This window comes from Novosphingobium sp. NDB2Meth1 (assembly GCF_900117425.1).
Classification (GTDB): Bacteria; Pseudomonadota; Alphaproteobacteria; order Sphingomonadales; family Sphingomonadaceae; genus Novosphingobium.
The window spans coordinates 80,835-96,046 of sequence record NZ_FPEH01000012.1 but is presented as its reverse complement, the minus strand read 5'-3'; the positions used below and the strand labels follow the sequence as shown (position 1 = coordinate 96,046).

At 64.6% G+C, this 15,212-nt stretch carries 15 protein-coding genes; all 15 read right to left on the bottom strand.

All coding sequences use genetic code 11. The features are described 5' to 3' along the window. Window positions 1-19: 19 nt before the first annotated feature. Complete coding sequence (locus NDB2M1_RS05260; RefSeq protein ID WP_072380269.1) at window positions 20-805, bottom strand: type III pantothenate kinase; 786 nt, start codon at window positions 803-805, stop codon at window positions 20-22. Next, entirely contained in the window at window positions 789-1,520 is a 732-nt protein-coding gene (locus NDB2M1_RS05255; RefSeq protein ID WP_371328186.1) for a biotin--[acetyl-CoA-carboxylase] ligase, read from the bottom strand. Before NDB2M1_RS05255 ends, NDB2M1_RS05260 begins: the two co-directional genes overlap by 17 nt. A gap of 39 nt (window positions 1,521-1,559) precedes the next feature. After that, complete coding sequence (gene nuoN / locus NDB2M1_RS05250) at window positions 1,560-3,023, bottom strand: NADH-quinone oxidoreductase subunit NuoN (protein WP_072380265.1); 1,464 nt, start codon at window positions 3,021-3,023, stop codon at window positions 1,560-1,562. Next, a complete protein-coding gene (locus NDB2M1_RS05245; RefSeq protein ID WP_072380263.1) occupies window positions 3,023-4,591 on the bottom strand; it encodes an NADH-quinone oxidoreductase subunit M in 1,569 nt (522 codons plus the stop codon). The genes nuoN and NDB2M1_RS05245 overlap by 1 nt, the downstream gene beginning before the upstream one ends. Beyond that, window positions 4,588-6,624 carry an NADH-quinone oxidoreductase subunit L gene (nuoL, locus tag NDB2M1_RS05240; RefSeq protein WP_072380261.1) on the bottom strand — a complete coding sequence of 679 codons (2,037 nt, stop codon included), beginning with the start codon at window positions 6,622-6,624 and terminating at the stop codon, window positions 4,588-4,590. Before nuoL ends, NDB2M1_RS05245 begins: the two co-directional genes overlap by 4 nt. A gap of 7 nt (window positions 6,625-6,631) precedes the next feature. Beyond that, window positions 6,632-6,937 carry an NADH-quinone oxidoreductase subunit NuoK gene (gene nuoK / locus NDB2M1_RS05235; RefSeq protein WP_054120869.1) on the bottom strand — a complete coding sequence of 102 codons (306 nt, stop codon included), beginning with the start codon at window positions 6,935-6,937 and terminating at the stop codon, window positions 6,632-6,634. Between the two features lie 130 nt (window positions 6,938-7,067). Then, window positions 7,068-7,685 (bottom strand): NADH-quinone oxidoreductase subunit J, encoded by a 618-nt coding sequence (locus tag NDB2M1_RS05230; protein ID WP_072380259.1) that lies wholly within the window; start codon window positions 7,683-7,685, stop codon window positions 7,068-7,070. A 12-nt stretch (window positions 7,686-7,697) separates the two neighbouring features. After that, window positions 7,698-8,183, bottom strand: a complete 486-nt coding sequence (gene nuoI / locus NDB2M1_RS05225; RefSeq protein ID WP_054120871.1) for an NADH-quinone oxidoreductase subunit NuoI — start codon at window positions 8,181-8,183, stop codon at window positions 7,698-7,700. Beyond that, window positions 8,180-9,223, bottom strand: coding sequence for an NADH-quinone oxidoreductase subunit NuoH (gene nuoH, locus NDB2M1_RS05220; protein ID WP_072380257.1), 1,044 nt, complete (start codon window positions 9,221-9,223; stop codon window positions 8,180-8,182). The genes nuoI and nuoH overlap by 4 nt, the downstream gene beginning before the upstream one ends. Continuing rightward, window positions 9,220-11,229: an NADH-quinone oxidoreductase subunit NuoG gene (gene nuoG / locus NDB2M1_RS05215; protein WP_072380255.1), complete on the bottom strand. Its 2,010-nt coding sequence runs from the start codon at window positions 11,227-11,229 to the stop codon at window positions 9,220-9,222. The genes nuoH and nuoG overlap by 4 nt, the downstream gene beginning before the upstream one ends. A gap of 193 nt (window positions 11,230-11,422) precedes the next feature. Next, the gene (nuoF, locus tag NDB2M1_RS05210) at window positions 11,423-12,709 is read right to left on the bottom strand and encodes an NADH-quinone oxidoreductase subunit NuoF (protein WP_072380253.1); all 1,287 of its coding nucleotides are present in this window, start codon (window positions 12,707-12,709) and stop codon (window positions 11,423-11,425) included. 1 nt (window position 12,710) lies between these two features. Beyond that, on the bottom strand, window positions 12,711-13,379 hold the full coding sequence (gene nuoE / locus NDB2M1_RS05205; protein ID WP_054120876.1) for an NADH-quinone oxidoreductase subunit NuoE: 669 nt from the start codon (window positions 13,377-13,379) through the stop codon (window positions 12,711-12,713). After that, window positions 13,379-13,732 carry a nuclear transport factor 2 family protein gene (locus tag NDB2M1_RS05200; protein WP_072380783.1) on the bottom strand — a complete coding sequence of 118 codons (354 nt, stop codon included), beginning with the start codon at window positions 13,730-13,732 and terminating at the stop codon, window positions 13,379-13,381. Before NDB2M1_RS05200 ends, nuoE begins: the two co-directional genes overlap by 1 nt. Next, window positions 13,725-13,994, bottom strand: coding sequence for a hypothetical protein (locus tag NDB2M1_RS05195; protein ID WP_143146640.1), 270 nt, complete (start codon window positions 13,992-13,994; stop codon window positions 13,725-13,727). Before NDB2M1_RS05195 ends, NDB2M1_RS05200 begins: the two co-directional genes overlap by 8 nt. Next, complete coding sequence (locus tag NDB2M1_RS05190; protein WP_072380251.1) at window positions 13,991-15,202, bottom strand: NADH-quinone oxidoreductase subunit D; 1,212 nt, start codon at window positions 15,200-15,202, stop codon at window positions 13,991-13,993. Before NDB2M1_RS05190 ends, NDB2M1_RS05195 begins: the two co-directional genes overlap by 4 nt. Between the last annotated feature and the right edge of the window lie 10 nt (window positions 15,203-15,212).

The following is a 15,212-nucleotide window of genomic DNA, read 5'->3' as shown; positions in this document are numbered from 1 at the left end:
TTCGCAGCACGCCCGATGGTCAGCGCGCGGCCACGCGTTCCGCCAGGATGGCAATGCCATCCAGCGTCAGGTCCGTATCGACATGGTCGAAGATCGCGGTGTGCTGGTCAAACAGCACTGCCAGTCCGCCGGTGGCAACCACCTTGGCAGGGCGTCCGATTTCTTCGCGCAGACGCGATATCAGGCCTTCCATCATCGCCACATAGCCCCAGAACACGCCGATCTGCATCTGGTCTTCAGTGTTACGGCCGATCACGCTGCGATTGTTGCCTTGCGGCGGCGCGATGGCGATGCGCGGCAGTTTGGCCGCCGCCGTCACCAGCGCATCGAGCGAAAGGTTGATACCCGGCGCGATGATCCCGCCCTTGTAGGCGCCGCTTGCGTCGACCACGTCGAAGGTGGTCGCCGTGCCGAAGTCGACCACGATCAGGTCGCCTTCGTACTTCGCATGCGCCGCCACGGTGTTCACCGCACGGTCCGCCCCCAGCGAGCGCGGCTGCTCGACGTCCGCGACGAAGCCCCACTCCACCGGCGGCTGACCGGCGATCAGTGGATCGATCCCGAAATACTTCTGCCCAAGCACCTGCAGGTTGTGCAGCGCGCGCGGCACCACGGTCGAAATCAGGATCTGCCGCACCCGCTCCGGGTCAAACCCCTGCAGCTTCATCAGCTGCAGCAGCCACACCGCATATTCGTCCGCCGTGCGCCGCGGATCGGTCGCCACCCGCCAGCGCGAGCGGATTTCCCGCCCGTCGAACAGCGCGAACACGACGTTGGTGTTCCCAACGTCAACCGCCAGAAGCATCGCCTATTCCTCCTGCGCCGATAAGCTCGACGTCTCCGGCGTGGATGGCACGGACCGCGCCGTCCGCCAAGCGCAGAAGGACCGCCCCATCGGGCTCGAGCCCCGCAAATCCACCGATCAGATGGCCTTCCTCGCTGAGGTTCACCCCCAGCAGGGTGCCTTTGGGCAGCGAACGCACGAGCCAGGCTTCACGCAGCATCGGCCAGCCGCCAGCGTGCCATGCGGTGAGATCCTCGGCCCAGGTCTCGGCCAATGCGGAAGCGAAGGCATCGCGGCTCACGCTATAGCCCAGGCCCGCCAGCGACGCCGTCTTGCGCCCCGGCACATCCGGCGCCTCCGCCAGATTCACCCCGATGCCGACAACCACCGCATCGCGCTGCCGCTCAAGCAGGATGCCGCCCAGCTTGGCTTCGCCCACCAAGAGATCGTTCGGCCACTTCAGCGCGAGCCCGGAAAGTTCGGGCGCCACAGCCATCAGCGCCCGGTGCACACTCAACCCTGCCACCAGCGCCAGGGTCTGCGGCAAAGCCTCATGATCGCGCAACGCAACCGCCGTCGATCCCATGAAGTTGCCGAACCCACCGGTCCACACCCGCCCTGCACGCCCGCGTCCGGCGACCTGGCGGTCCGCGACCAGCCACTGCCCATCCACCGGCGCCTCGCCCTGCAACAGCCGCTCCAGCAGCGCCGAATTGGTCGAGGCGATCTCCGCCACGACCCTAATCATGGGGTCCGGCACCGGAGGCTCAGCCGATCACGCGATGTGGAACAGCGCGGCAGCCGCGTTGCCAGCGAGGACACCGAGCGGCTTCGTCACCAGCCAACCCAGCGGCGAGATCACCACCGTCGATACGAACAGCAGCACGCGCTGCGCCATGTCGCTCTGACCCGTCACCACGTCGGTCGCCTCGTCGAAGAACATCACCTTGACGACCTTGAGGTAATAGAAAGCGCCGATCACCGAAGCCGCGATACCGATGGCCGCCAGCGTCAGCAGCCCCGCCTGCACGGCGGCCTGGAACACCACGAACTTGCCCCAGAACCCGAACAGCGGCGGAATGCCGGCAAGGCTGAACATGACCGCGGCAGTCGCCCAGGCGAGCGCCGGACGGGTCTTCGAAAGGCCCGCCATCGCGGTGATCGATTCGACCGGCGCCCCGTCCGCATCGCGCAGCATCAGCACCGCGACGAAGCCCGCAACGGTCATCGCGACATAGATCGCAAGGTAGACCAGCATCGCCGCAGCGCCGGCCTGATTGGCGCAGGCGAGACCGATCAGCATGAAGCCGACGTTGTTGATCGAGGAATAGGCGAGCAGGCGCTTGATGTTGTCCTGCCCGATCGCGCCGAGCGCGCCGATCACGATCGACAGCAGCGCGACGAAGATCACGATCTGCTGCCACACGCCCGGCTGCGAGCCGAACGCGAAGAGGCTAACACGCATCAGGAGGGCTAGCGCCGCAACTTTGGGTGCCGTCGCGAAGAAAGTCGTCACCGGGGTCGGTGCGCCTTCGTAGACGTCCGGCGTCCACATGTGGAACGGCGCCGCGCTGACCTTGAAGGCAAGGCCCGCCAGCACGAAGACAACGCCGAACACCGCGCCCGTCGAGAGCGTGCCGGCCAGCGCGCCGTGGATCCCGGCGAAGCTGGTGCTGCCGGTAAAACCATACGTCAGGCTGATGCCATAAAGCAGAATGCCCGAAGCGAGCGAACCCAGCACGAAGTACTTGAGCCCCGCTTCCGCCGAACGCTCGTCGCTGCGCAGGAACGAGGCCATGACGTAGGCGGCGAGGCTGTTGAGCTCGAGCCCGATGTAGAGCGCCAGCATGTCGGTCGCCGAGACCATCATGCCCATGCCCATCGCCGCCAGCAGCACCAGCAGCGGAAATTCCGCGCGCATCGCCTTCTCGCGCTCGAAGAACGCCGGGGCGACGATCAGCGTGACGGCGGCGCCGATGTAGATCAGGAGCTTGCCGAACGCGGCAAAGGCGTCGCCCGAGAACTGGCCGTTCCACGCGCTTGCCGCCTCGCCCATCGCGGCCTGGCTGAGCGCCGGTGCGGTCAGGACAGCGCAAACCGTGAGCGCAGCGACGGCAGCAATCGAGATGACGCGCGAGGCCTTGTCACCACCCCAGGCGGCGGCGAGCAGCAGGATCAGGCCGGAAACGCTGAGGACTTCCTCAGTCCCGGTAATCGCCAAAGAGCGCAGCAGTTCCATCAGCGTGCCTCCACATGAGCCGCTTCGGCACCGTGTTCCATGCTTTCCCCATGTTCGTGTTCAGTTGCAGCCGGCCGGATCGCTGCCAGCTGCACATCGGCATCGCCCTTGGGCCGCGCCTGCGCCAGCCGCGCCTCGAGGCTCGCGATATCCTTGCGCATCGGCGCAAGGAAGGTTTCCGGATACACGCCCATCCACATCACCGCGGCCGCCAGCGGGATCATCATCGCCCATTCGCGCGCATCGAGATCGGGCATCGCCGCCGCGTCCTCGTTCTTCTGCACGCCGAACACCACGCGGCGATAGAGGTAAAGCATGTAGGCCGCGCCAAGGATGATGCCGGTTGTGCAGATCAGCGCAACCCAGCTCGACTGCGCGTAGATGCCCATGAGCGAGAGGAACTCGCCGACGAAGCCGCTCGTGCCGGGCAGGCCGACCGAGGCCATCGTGAACAGCATGAAGAACAGCGCATAGGCCGGCATGTTGATGGCAAGGCCGCCGTAGCGGTCGATCTCGCGCGTGTGCAGCCGGTCGTAGATCACGCCGACGGCCAGGAACAGCGCGCCCGAGACGATGCCGTGGCTCAGCATCACGATCATCGAGCCTTCAAGGCCCTGCCGGTTGAACGCGAACAGGCCCACCGTCACGATCGCCATGTGCGCGACCGAGGAATAGGCGATAAGCTTCTTCATGTCGTGCTGCACCAGCGCGATCAGCGAGGTGATCACCACCGCCGCCATCGACAGCGCGTAGATCAGCGGCGCGAACTGCGCGGATGCCTCGGGGAACATCGGCAGCGAGAAGCGGATGAAGCCGTAGCCGCCCATCTTGAGCAGCACGCCGGCAAGGATCACCGATCCCGCGGTCGGCGCCTGCACGTGCGCGTCGGGCAGCCAGGTGTGCGTCGGCCACATCGGCATCTTCACTGCAAAGCTCGCGAAGAACGCCAGCCACAGCCAGGTCTGCGCCTTGACCGGGAAGCTGTAGGCCATCAGCGTCGGGATGTCGCTGGAGCCTGCCTCGTTCACCATCCACATCATCGCGATCAGCATCAGCACCGATCCGAGCAGCGTGTAGAGGAAGAACTTGTAGCTGGCGTAGATGCGGTCCGCCCCGCCCCAGATGCCGATGATCAGGTACATCGGGATCAGGCCGGCCTCGAACATGATGTAGAACAGGAATAGGTCCTGCGCGGTGAAGACGCCGATCATCAGCGTCTCCATGATCAGGAAGTTGGCGTAGTACTCGCCCGCGCGCTTCTCGATCGCGTTCCAGCTCGCGCCGATGCAGATCGGCATGAGGAACACCGTCAGTGCAATCAGCAGCAGCGCGATCCCGTCGATGCCGAGCTTCCATTCGAAGCCCGCGAAGATCGAGGCATGCTCCTGGAACTGCCACTGCGGCCCGCCGATCTGGTAATGCGACCACAGCACCGCGCCCAGCACGAGATCGACCAGCGTCGCCACCAGCGCGATCATGCGCGCCTGCTCGCGCCCCGCCATGAGGCAGGCCACCGCGCCGACCAGCGGCACGAGGAGCATCAAGCTGAGAATAGGAAACCCGATCATCGTGCAATCACCCAGCTGACCGCGCCGACAAGGCCGACGAGCATGACCAGCGCATAGCTGTTGAGGTATCCGGACTGCAGCCGCACCGCGATCCGGCTCGAACGGGCGACCACCCAGGCCGCGCCGTTGGGGCCGAAGCGGTCGATGATCCCGATGTCACCCTGCTTCCAGAACAGGCGGCCGAGCGCCATCGCAGGCTTCACGAAGAGCACGTTGTAGAGCTCGTCGAAGTACCACTTGTTGTAGACGAAGCGGTACAGCGGCCCGATGGCGCTGTTGAACGCCGCCGGCAGGCCTGGGCTCGCGATATAGGCGACGTAGGCACCGGCAAGGCCGGTGACCATCACCGCGAACGGCGCCCACTTCACCCATTCCGGCACCTCGTGCATCGCATGGATGAAGTGTTCGCTGAAGGCGACACTGTTCTTCCAGAACTCGCCCTCGCCTTCGCTGATGAAGGCATGGTGGAAGACATAGCCCGCAATGACCGCGCCGATCGACAGCAGCACCAGTGGCAGCAGCATGACCCACGGGCTTTCATGCGGATGATAGCCGGCGGTGCCGTCGTGCGAGGCATGCGCGTGGTGATCATCATGCCCGTGTGCGTGATCACCATGGCCGTGTGCGTCATGAACCGCGTGCTGGATATGCTCGGAGAGCTCCCAGCGCGGCTTGCCCCAGAAGGTCAGGAACATCAGGCGCCACGAGTAGAAGCTCGTCAGCAGCGCGGCGGTGATCCCCATCCAGAAGCCGAAGTGGCCGGGGCCGGTCCCGCTGGCATAAGCCGCCTCGAGGATCGAGTCCTTCGAATAGAAGCCCGCGAAGCCAAACACGTCGACGATACCGACGCCGGTGATCGCAAGCGTGCCCGCCATCATCGCCCAGAACGTGACCGGGATGTGCTTCCTCAGGCCGCCGTAATAGCGCATGTCCTGCTCATGGTGCATCGCATGGATGACCGAGCCCGCGCCGAGGAACAGCAGCGCCTTGAAGAAGGCGTGGGTGAACAAGTGGAACATCGCCGCACCCGGCGCGCCGACGCCCGCCGCCACGAACATGTAGCCAAGCTGCGAGCAGGTCGAATAAGCGATCACCCGCTTGATGTCCCACTGCGTCGTGCCGATCGTCGCGGCGAAGAACAGTGTTGCCGCGCCCACGTAGGTCACCACGGTCATCGCGGTTTCGCTGGTCTGGAACATCGGCGAAAGGCGGCAGACCATGAACACGCCTGCGGTCACCATGGTCGCGGCGTGGATCAGCGCCGAAACCGGCGTCGGGCCTTCCATCGCGTCCGGCAGCCAGGTGTGCAGGCCAAGCTGCGCCGACTTGCCCATCGCGCCGATGAACAGGAGAATGCACAGCACCGTCATCGTATCGAAGCGGTGGCCAAGGAAGCCGATGGTCGAGCCCGCCATGCCCGGCGCCGCCGCCAGGATCGCCGGGATCGAGACGGTGCCGAACACCAGGAACGTCCCGAAAATGCCCAGCATGAAACCGAGGTCACCGACGCGGTTGACCACGAATGCCTTCATCGCGGCAGCGTTGGCCGAGGGCTTGCGGAACCAGAATCCGATCAGCAGATAAGAGGCAAGGCCCACCCCTTCCCAGCCGAAGAACATCTGGACGAGGTTGTCAGCCGTCACCAGCATCAGCATCGCGAAGGTGAACAGCGACAGATAGGCGAAGAACCGCGCCTGATCGGGCTCCTCGTCCATGTAGCCCCATGAGTACAGGTGGACGAGCGCCGAGACGCTGGTCACAACCACCAGCATAACCGCAGTCAGCGTGTCGACCCTGAGCGCCCACTGGAAGTCGAGATCGCCCGAGCGCACCCACTGCAGCACCGGTACCACCGTGGCTTCGGCGCTGCCTGACAGGAACGAAAGGAAGATCGGCCAGGACAGCGCGCACGATACGAAAAGCGCCCCCGTCGTCACGATCTTGGCCGGCACCTTGCCGATCAGCCGGGCGCCCAGTCCTGCGACCAGCGCTGCCAGCAGCGGCAGGAAAACGATAAGTTGGATCGGATGCACGGTCCGCTTACCCCTTCATCCGATTGACGTCGTCCACCGCGATCGTGCCGCGGCCGCGGAAGTAGATGACCAGAATGGCAAGACCGATCGCCGCCTCGCCCGCCGCCACGGTCAGCACGAACATCGCGAAGATCTGACCCGTGAGGTCATGCAGGAACGCGCTGAACGCCACGAGATTGAGGTTCACCGCGAGCAGGATCAGCTCGATCGCCATCAGGATCACGATCACGTTCTTGCGGTTGAGGAAGATGCCCAGCACGCCGAGCACGAACAGGATCGAGCTGACGGCAACATAATGTTCGATACCAATCACAGCCCGGCCCCCTGATCCTGAACCAAACCCAAAAACCGCTCAGGCTGAGCTTGTCGAAGCCCGCACCCAACCGCTGCGCAAGCACCCTTCGACAGGCTCAGGGTGAGCGGATGTAGGTGGTTAAACTGCATCACAGCGTCACCCCCTGGCCCACGGCGGGCTTGACGTTGATGGTCGCCTCTTCCGGACGGCGCGCGATCTGGCGGCCGACATTCTGCCCGCGCGTATCGCTGCGCTGGCGGTGCGTCAGCACGATAGCGCCGATCATGGCGACGAGCAGGATGATCCCCGCCGCCTCGAACAGGAACAGGTAGCGCGTGTAGAGCAGCGCGCCGATGGCCGCCGTGTTGGAGAGGCCCTCCGGCGTTGCTGCAGCCCCGCTCGCCACACCCAGTTGCAGCGCGCCCGAGTGCCACACGCCAAGGCCCAGCCCCAGCTCGGCGAGCAGCACCGCCGCGATCAGCAGACCTAGTGGCGCGTTCTTGATGAAGCCGGCGCGCATCTCCGAAAAGTCGATGTCGAGCATCATCACGACGAACAGGAACAGCACCGCGACCGCGCCGACGTAGACGATGACCAGCAGCATCGCGATGAATTCCGCGCCGATCAGCACCATCAGCCCCGCCGCGTTGAAGAACGCGAGGATCAGCCAGAGCACCGAATGAACCGGATTGCGGGCGAAGATCACGGAAACCGCGCTGAACAGCATGATCGCGGTGAACAGGTAAAAGGCAAAGGCCTGGATCATGACGCGTGGCCCCTAGCGGTACGGTGCATCGGCTTCAAGGTTCGCGGCCAGCGCCCGCTCCCACTTGTCCCCGTTGGCGAGCAGCTTGGCCTTGTCGTACAAGAGCTCCTCGCGCGTTTCGGTCGCGTATTCGAAGTTCGGACCTTCGACGATGGCATCGACCGGGCAGGCTTCCTGGCAGAAGCCGCAGAAGATGCACTTGGTCATGTCGATGTCATAGCGCGTGGTGCGGCGGCTGCCGTCCTCACGGGGCTCCGCCTCGATGGTGATCGCCTGCGCCGGGCACACCGCCTCGCACAGCTTGCACGCGATGCAGCGCTCCTCGCCATTGGGATAACGGCGCAGCGCATGTTCACCGCGGAAGCGCGGGGAAAGCGGGTTCTTCTCGAACGGGTAGTTGATCGTCGCCTTGGGCTTGAAGAGGTACTTCAAGGTCAGCCAATGCGCCTTCACGAACTCCCACAGCGTGAAGCTCTTGATGATCTGCGAGACGGTCATGCAAAATGTCCGGTGGCCATGAGGTATCCGCTGATCGCGAACACGAAGAACAGCGAGAGGGGCAGGAAGATCTTCCAGCCAAGGCGCATCAGCTGGTCATAGCGGTAGCGCGGCACGGTCGCCTTGACCCAGCTGAAGATGAAGAAGAAGAACAGGATCTTGAGCAGCAGCCACACCAGCCCCGGCACCAGATAGAGCACCGGAATGTCGAGCGGCGGCAGCCAGCCGCCCCAGAACAGCGTGGCGTTCAGCGCGCACATCAGGAGCACGTTGGCATATTCGCCCAGCCAGTAGAGCGCGAAGGCCATCGAGGAGTATTCGGTCTGATACCCTGCGACGAGCTCGCTTTCCGCCTCGGTCAGGTCGAACGGCGCGCGCGCGGTTTCGGCCATGCCGGAGATGAGGAACATCACCCAGACCGGGAACAGCAGCGGGTTCGCCACGAAACCGTTGATGATCCAGACGTGGTCCTTCTGCGCCTTGACGATCTCGTTGAGGTTGAACGAACCCGCCCAAAGCACCACGCAGATGAGGATGAAGCCGATCGAGACTTCATAGGAAATCATCTGCGCCGAAGCGCGCATCGCGCTGAAAAACGGGTACTTCGAGTTCGACGACCAGCCTGCGATCACCACCCCGTAAACCCCCAGCGACGAGATCGCGAGGACGTAGAGCAGACCGACATTGATATCCGCCAAGACCGCGCCCGAATTGAACGGGATCACCGCCCAGGCCATCAGCGCCACGGTGAAGGTGATGATCGGCGCGATCAGGAACAGGCCCTTGTTCGCCGCCGAAGGGATGATCGTTTCCTGCAGGAAGACCTTGAGGCCGTCCGCGAATGACTGGAGGATGCCGATCGGCCCCACCACGTTCGGCCCCTTGCGCAGCGCCATCGCCGCCCAGATCTTGCGGTCGGCATAGATCACCAGCGCGACGGCCAGCATGACCGGCAGCGCGATCAGCAGGATTTCCGCCACCGTCGCGACAATCCACGATGCCTCGAACGAGAGGCCCGTCCATTGGAAAAACGGGATCATTCCGCGGCCTCCGCAAATGTTTCACCGTGCACCAGTTCCGCCGAGCAGCGCTGCAGCGTCGGGCTAGACCGCGCGATGGCGTTGGTGAGGTAGTGGTCCTTGATCGGGTAGGCAGCGATCACGCCTTCCGCCTTCGCGCCCTTCGGAGCCGCCGGCAGAGCGCCGTAATCGGCCAGCCCTTCCACGCCCAGCGCCGGCACTTCGGCGATCATCGCCGCGCGCAGCTGCTCGAAGCTGTCGAAACCGACCGAAACGCCAAGCGCATCGGCCATGGCACGCAGGATCGTCCAGTCCTCGCGCGCATCGCCCGGCGCGTAGACCGCGCGTTCTGAATACTGCACGCGGCCTTCGGTATTGACGTAAGTGCCGTCCTTCTCGGTGAAGGCCGCGGCGGGCAGGATCACGTCCGCCGCATGCGCCGCCTTGTCACCATGGTGGCCGATATGCACGATCATCGAACCGGCAAACTTGGTGTAGTCCACCTCGTCCGCACCGAGCGAAATCACCATCTTGGGCTTGGCAGCCACCAGATCCGCGAGGCCGCCCGGCTGCGCATAGCCCAGCATCAGTCCGCCCATGCGGCTCGCGGCCATGTGCAGCACGTTGAAGCCGTTCCACTCGTCGGTGACCAGCTTGAAGCGCTCGGCAAAGGCCAGACCCGCTTCCAGCGCACCCTTGGCAAGGCCAGCCCCGCCGATGATGATCGCCGGCTTCTTGGAACCCTCGAATGCCGCCACAACTTCGGCCGGCACATCATTGAGAAGCCCCGCATCTTCGCCAAGGAACGTCGCCGGATAGGTCGGGTCCCAGGCCGCGCCGATCACGAAAACCTTCGCGCCCCGCTTCGCCGCCTTGCGCAGCCGCGTGTTCACCAGCGGCGCTTCATCGCGCACGTGGCTGCCCACGATGAGGATCGCGTCTGCCTCTTCGATACCTGCGAAAGTGGAATTGAACGCCACCGCCGCCAGGTTGCTCGCGGTATAGGCCAGACCCGTCTGGCGGCCTTCGAGCAAGCTAGAACCCAGCGCGCGCGCCAGAGCCTTGGCCGCAAACAGCGTCTCGCAATCGACCTGATCGCCCGAGATCACGGCCACCGAAGCGCCCGGATTGATCTTGGCGACCGCGTCAAACGCTTCGGCCCACGAAGCCGCCGTCAGCTTGCCATCCTTGCGCAGCCACGGCTTGTCGAGCCGGCGGCGCGTCAGGCCATCGACGACATAGCGCGCGCGGTCCGACAGCCATTCCTCGTTCACGTCATCGTTCACGCGCGGCAGGATGCGCAGCACCTCGCGGCCCCGGCTGTCGATGCGGATGTTCGAGCCGACCGCGTCCGAAACGTCGATGCCCAGCGTCTTCTTCAATTCCCACGGCCGCGCCTCGAACGCATAAGGCTTCGAAGTCAGCGCGCCGACCGGGCAGAGGTCGATCACATTGGCCGAAAGCTCATGCTTCGCCGCGCCTTCAAGGTACGTCGAAATCTGCATCCCCTCGCCGCGATAAAGCGCGCCGATCTCGTCCACGCCCGCGATCTCTTCCGAGAAACGCACGCAGCGCGTGCAGTGGATGCACCGCGTCATCGTCGTCTTGATCAGCGGGCCCATGTACTTGTCGGTCACCGCGCGCTTGTTCTCGTCGTAGCGCGACTTGCCGCGGCCATAGGCGACCGACTGGTCCTGCAGGTCGCATTCGCCGCCCTGATCGCAGATCGGGCAATCGAGCGGGTGGTTGATGAGGAGAAACTCCATCACCCCCTCGCGCGCCTTCTTGACCATCTCGCTGTCGGTGCGGATTTCTTGGCCCTCGCTGGCCGGCAGCGCACACGAAGCCTGCGGCTTGGGCGGCCCGGGCTTCACTTCGACCAGACACATGCGGCAGTTGCCCGCGATGCTGAGCCGCTCGTGATAGCAGAACCGGGGAATTTCCTTGCCGGCGAGCTCGCACGCCTGCAGCACCGTCGCGCCTGCGGGAACTTCGAGCTCTACGCCGTCGACTTTGAGCTTGGGCATTAGAAATGACCTCCATCGCCGCCGCTAGCGTCGGAAATGCCTTCATGGAAACCGGATTCGACGCCGCGCTGCGGCCTCCTCCAATTGTTATGGGGTCCGGGTTGGTCGGATTCGCGGCGGGGGCGGAAGACCCAATACGCAAGGGCGGCGAAGCCCAAGATCACTCGGACCACTGCGTGAGTAGGCGTAATGCTCACTCCGCCGCCTCCCGCTGATTTTCCGCAATCCGGCGCTCGATCTCGGGCCGGAAGTGGCGGATCAGGCCCTGGATCGGCCATGCCGCCGCATCGCCCAGCGCGCAGATCGTGTGGCCTTCGACCTGCTTGGTCACCTGCTGCAGCATGTCGATTTCCTCGACCGCCGCGTCGCCGGTGCGCAGGCGTTCCATCACGCGCCACATCCAGCCGGTGCCTTCGCGGCACGGGGTGCACTGGCCACAGCTCTCGTGCTTGTAGAAGTACGAAAGCCGGCTGATCGCGCGGACGATATCGGTGGACTTGTCCATCACGATCACCGCCGCCGTGCCGAGGCCCGAACCGACCGCGCGCAGGCCGTCGAAGTCCATCGGCGCGTCCCAGATCTCCGCCGCCGGCACCAGCGGCACCGAGGAACCGCCGGGGATCACCGCGAGCAGGTTGTCGCGCCCACCGCGAATGCCGCCGCAATGCTTCTCGATCAGCTCGCTGAACGGAATGCTCATCGCTTCCTCGACCACGCAGGGCTTTTCGACATGCCCGCTGATCTGGAACAGCTTGGTGCCCTTGTTGTTGTCGCGCCCGAAGCTCGAAAACCACGCCGCCCCGCGCCGCAGGATCGTCGGCGCAACCGCGATGCTCTCGACGTTGTTCACCGTCGTCGGGCAGCCATAGAGCCCCGCGCCTGCCGGGAACGGCGGCTTGAGGCGCGGCTGGCCTTTCTTGCCCTCGAGGCTCTCGATCATCGCGGTCTCTTCGCCGCAGATGTAGGCGCCCGCGCCGCGGTGGACGAAGACATCGAAATCATAGCCCGAACCGCAGGCGTTCTTGCCCAGCAGCCCCGCTTCATAGGCTTCGGCCACGGCGGCAAACAGCGTCTCGGCCTCGCGGATATATTCGCCGCGAATGTAGATATAGGCCGCCCGCGCCCGCATCGCATAGCCTGCGACCAGCGCGCCTTCGATCAGCTTGTGCGGATCGTGGCGGATGATCTCGCGGTCCTTGCACGAACCCGGCTCGCTCTCGTCGGCATTGATGACCAGGAAGCTCGGACGGCCGTCCTTGCTCTCCTTGGGCATGAACGACCACTTCATGCCGGTCGGGAAGCCCGCACCGCCGCGCCCGCGCAGGCCGCTCGCCTTGATTTCCTCGATGATCGCGTCCTGCCCGCGCTCCATCAGGGCCTTGGTGTTGTCCCAATCCCCGCGCGCCTGCGCGGCCTTCAGGTTCCACGGCTGGTAGCCGTAGAGGTTGGTGAAAATGCGGTCCTTGTCAGCGAGCGCCATGTTACCACTCACTCCGGTAATCGTGATTGGCTGAAACCATCGCGGTCAGCGTTGTCGGCCCGCCGAGCGGCTCGACAGTGTGGCGGCCCGGCGCCTGCGTGCCGGTCTTGGGCTGCTTGCCCGCCGCCAGCTCATCGAGGATGCGCGTCATGTCCGCCGCGGTCAGATCCTCGTAGTTGTCGTCGTTGATCTGGACCATCGGCGCGGACGCGCAGTTGCCCATGCATTCCACTTCAGTGAAGCTGAACAGGCCGTCCTCGGTGGTGTGGCCCTTCTTCAGCCCCTTGGCCTTGCATGCCGCGATGATGTCGTCCGAGCCGCGCAGCATGCACGGCGTCGTCCCGCAGACCTGCACGTGGAACCGACCGATCGGCGCGATGTTGTACATCGTGTAGAACGTCGCCACCTCGACCACGCGGATGATCGGCATGTCGAGCTGCTTCGCGACATATTCCATCACCGGAATCGGCAGCCAGCCTTGCGTGTTCTCTTCCGCGCCGACCTGGCGTTGCGCGAGATCGAGCAGCGGCATCACCGCCGAGCGCTGGCGGCCCGCCGGATAGCGCGCGATGATCGTCTTCGCCTTCTCGGCATTCTCCGCCGTCCACGCGAAAGAGCCCCAGCGGGCGCGCAAGGTCGGGGTATCAGGTTCGATATGACGGTCAGCCATCAGCGAATGAACTCCACGCGAGAGCACTTCTCGCCTTCGAAAGAATAGACCGCGACAACGTCGAACGGCTCGACCAGCGCCGACCCGTCGGTTGCGGGCCCGCGCGTCACGTGTTCGCGCATCAGCACGTAGGTGCCGATGGCCTGCGCGTGCGTGATCTCGGCATGGTTCTGCGGCCAGCGCGCGAACGCGGCGGCAAGGCCAGAGCGCGTGCCTTCGCGCCCCTCGCGCACGACATCGCCGCGATAGTTCGCCTCGCAGGCATCGTCGGTCATGTAGGAGACGTAGGTATCCACGTCCTGCGCGTTGTAGGCGGCAATCATGGCCTTGGCGGTGGCGAGGTTGTCAGCCATTTCGGCCATCCTCGTCGATCCGCGCGCAATAGGCGCGCCAGCGTGCCCGCGTCACCAGCACCGCACCGATCAGGATCGGCGAGGCTGCGAGGCCGACGACCAGCAACTCCGACAGGCTATCTTTTAAGGTTGGAACCCGCGGAAGCAGAGCGCCGACGGCAATCGCCAGCACAAACCAGGGAAGCAGTTGCGTCCCGATCTGTGTACCGCCCCGCCGGCACTGCTCATAAAGGTACGCCTCGTAGCGCGACAGCAAACTCACCGGTCGCACTCCCCGAACACCACGTCGATCGCGCCGATGATCGCGGTGACGTCAGGCAGCATGTGGCCCTTGGTCATGAAGTCCATCGCCTGCAGGTGGCTGAATGCAGTCGGGCGGATCTTGCAGCGGTAGGGCTTGTTGGTGCCGTCCGAGACCAGATAGACGCCGAACTCGCCCTTGGGGCTTTCCGTCGCGACATAGACTTCGCCCGCCGGCACGTGGAAGCCTTCGGTGTAGAGCTTGAAGTGATGGATCAGCGCTTCCATCGATTGCTTCATCTCGCCGCGCTTTGGCGGGACGACCTTGCGGTCGGTGCTCGAAATCGGGCCTTCCGGCATTTCGGCAAGGCACTGCTTCATGATCCGGGCGGACTGGCGCACTTCCTCGACGCGCACCATGAACCGGTCATAGCAATCGCCGCGCGTGCCCACCGGTACCTCGAAGTCCATGCGGTCATAGACGTCGTAGGGCTGGCTCTTGCGCAGATCCCACGGAATGCCCGAACCACGGATCATCGGGCCCGAGAAGCCCCAGGCAATCGCATCATCGCGGCTGACAATGGCGATATCGACATTGCGCTGCTTGAAGATGCGATTGTCGACGACGAGGCTCATCGCGTCGTCGAACAGCTGCGGCAGGCGCGTGTCGAGCCAGTCGGCTATGTCGGTCAGCAGCTTGAGCGGTACATCCTGGTGCACGCCGCCAGGGCGATACCACGCCGCATGCATGCGCGCGCCCGAAGCGCGTTCGAAGAAGTTGAGGCAGTCCTCGCGGATCTCGAACAGCCACAGGTTCGGCGTCATCGCGCCGACGTCCATCACGTGCGATCCGAGGTTCAGCATGTGGTTGCAGATGCGCGTCAGCTCGGCAAACAGCACGCGCAGATACTGCGCCCTGAGCGGCACCTCGAGGTTGAGCAGCTTCTCGACCGCGAGCACGTAGGAGTGCTCCATCGCGAGCGGCGAGCAATAGTCCAGCCGGTCGAAATAGGGCAGCGCCTGCAGGTAGGTCTTGTGTTCGATCAACTTCTCGGTGCCGCGATGCAGCAGGCCCACATGCGGATCGACGCGCTCGACGATCTCGCCGTCCAGTTCCATCACCATGCGCAGCACGCCGTGCGCCGCCGGGTGCTGGGGGCCGAAGTTGATCGTGTAGTTGGTGATGACCTCGTCGCCGGTGGTGGGCGACTGTTCAAGGCTCAGGCTCATGCCTTGTTCC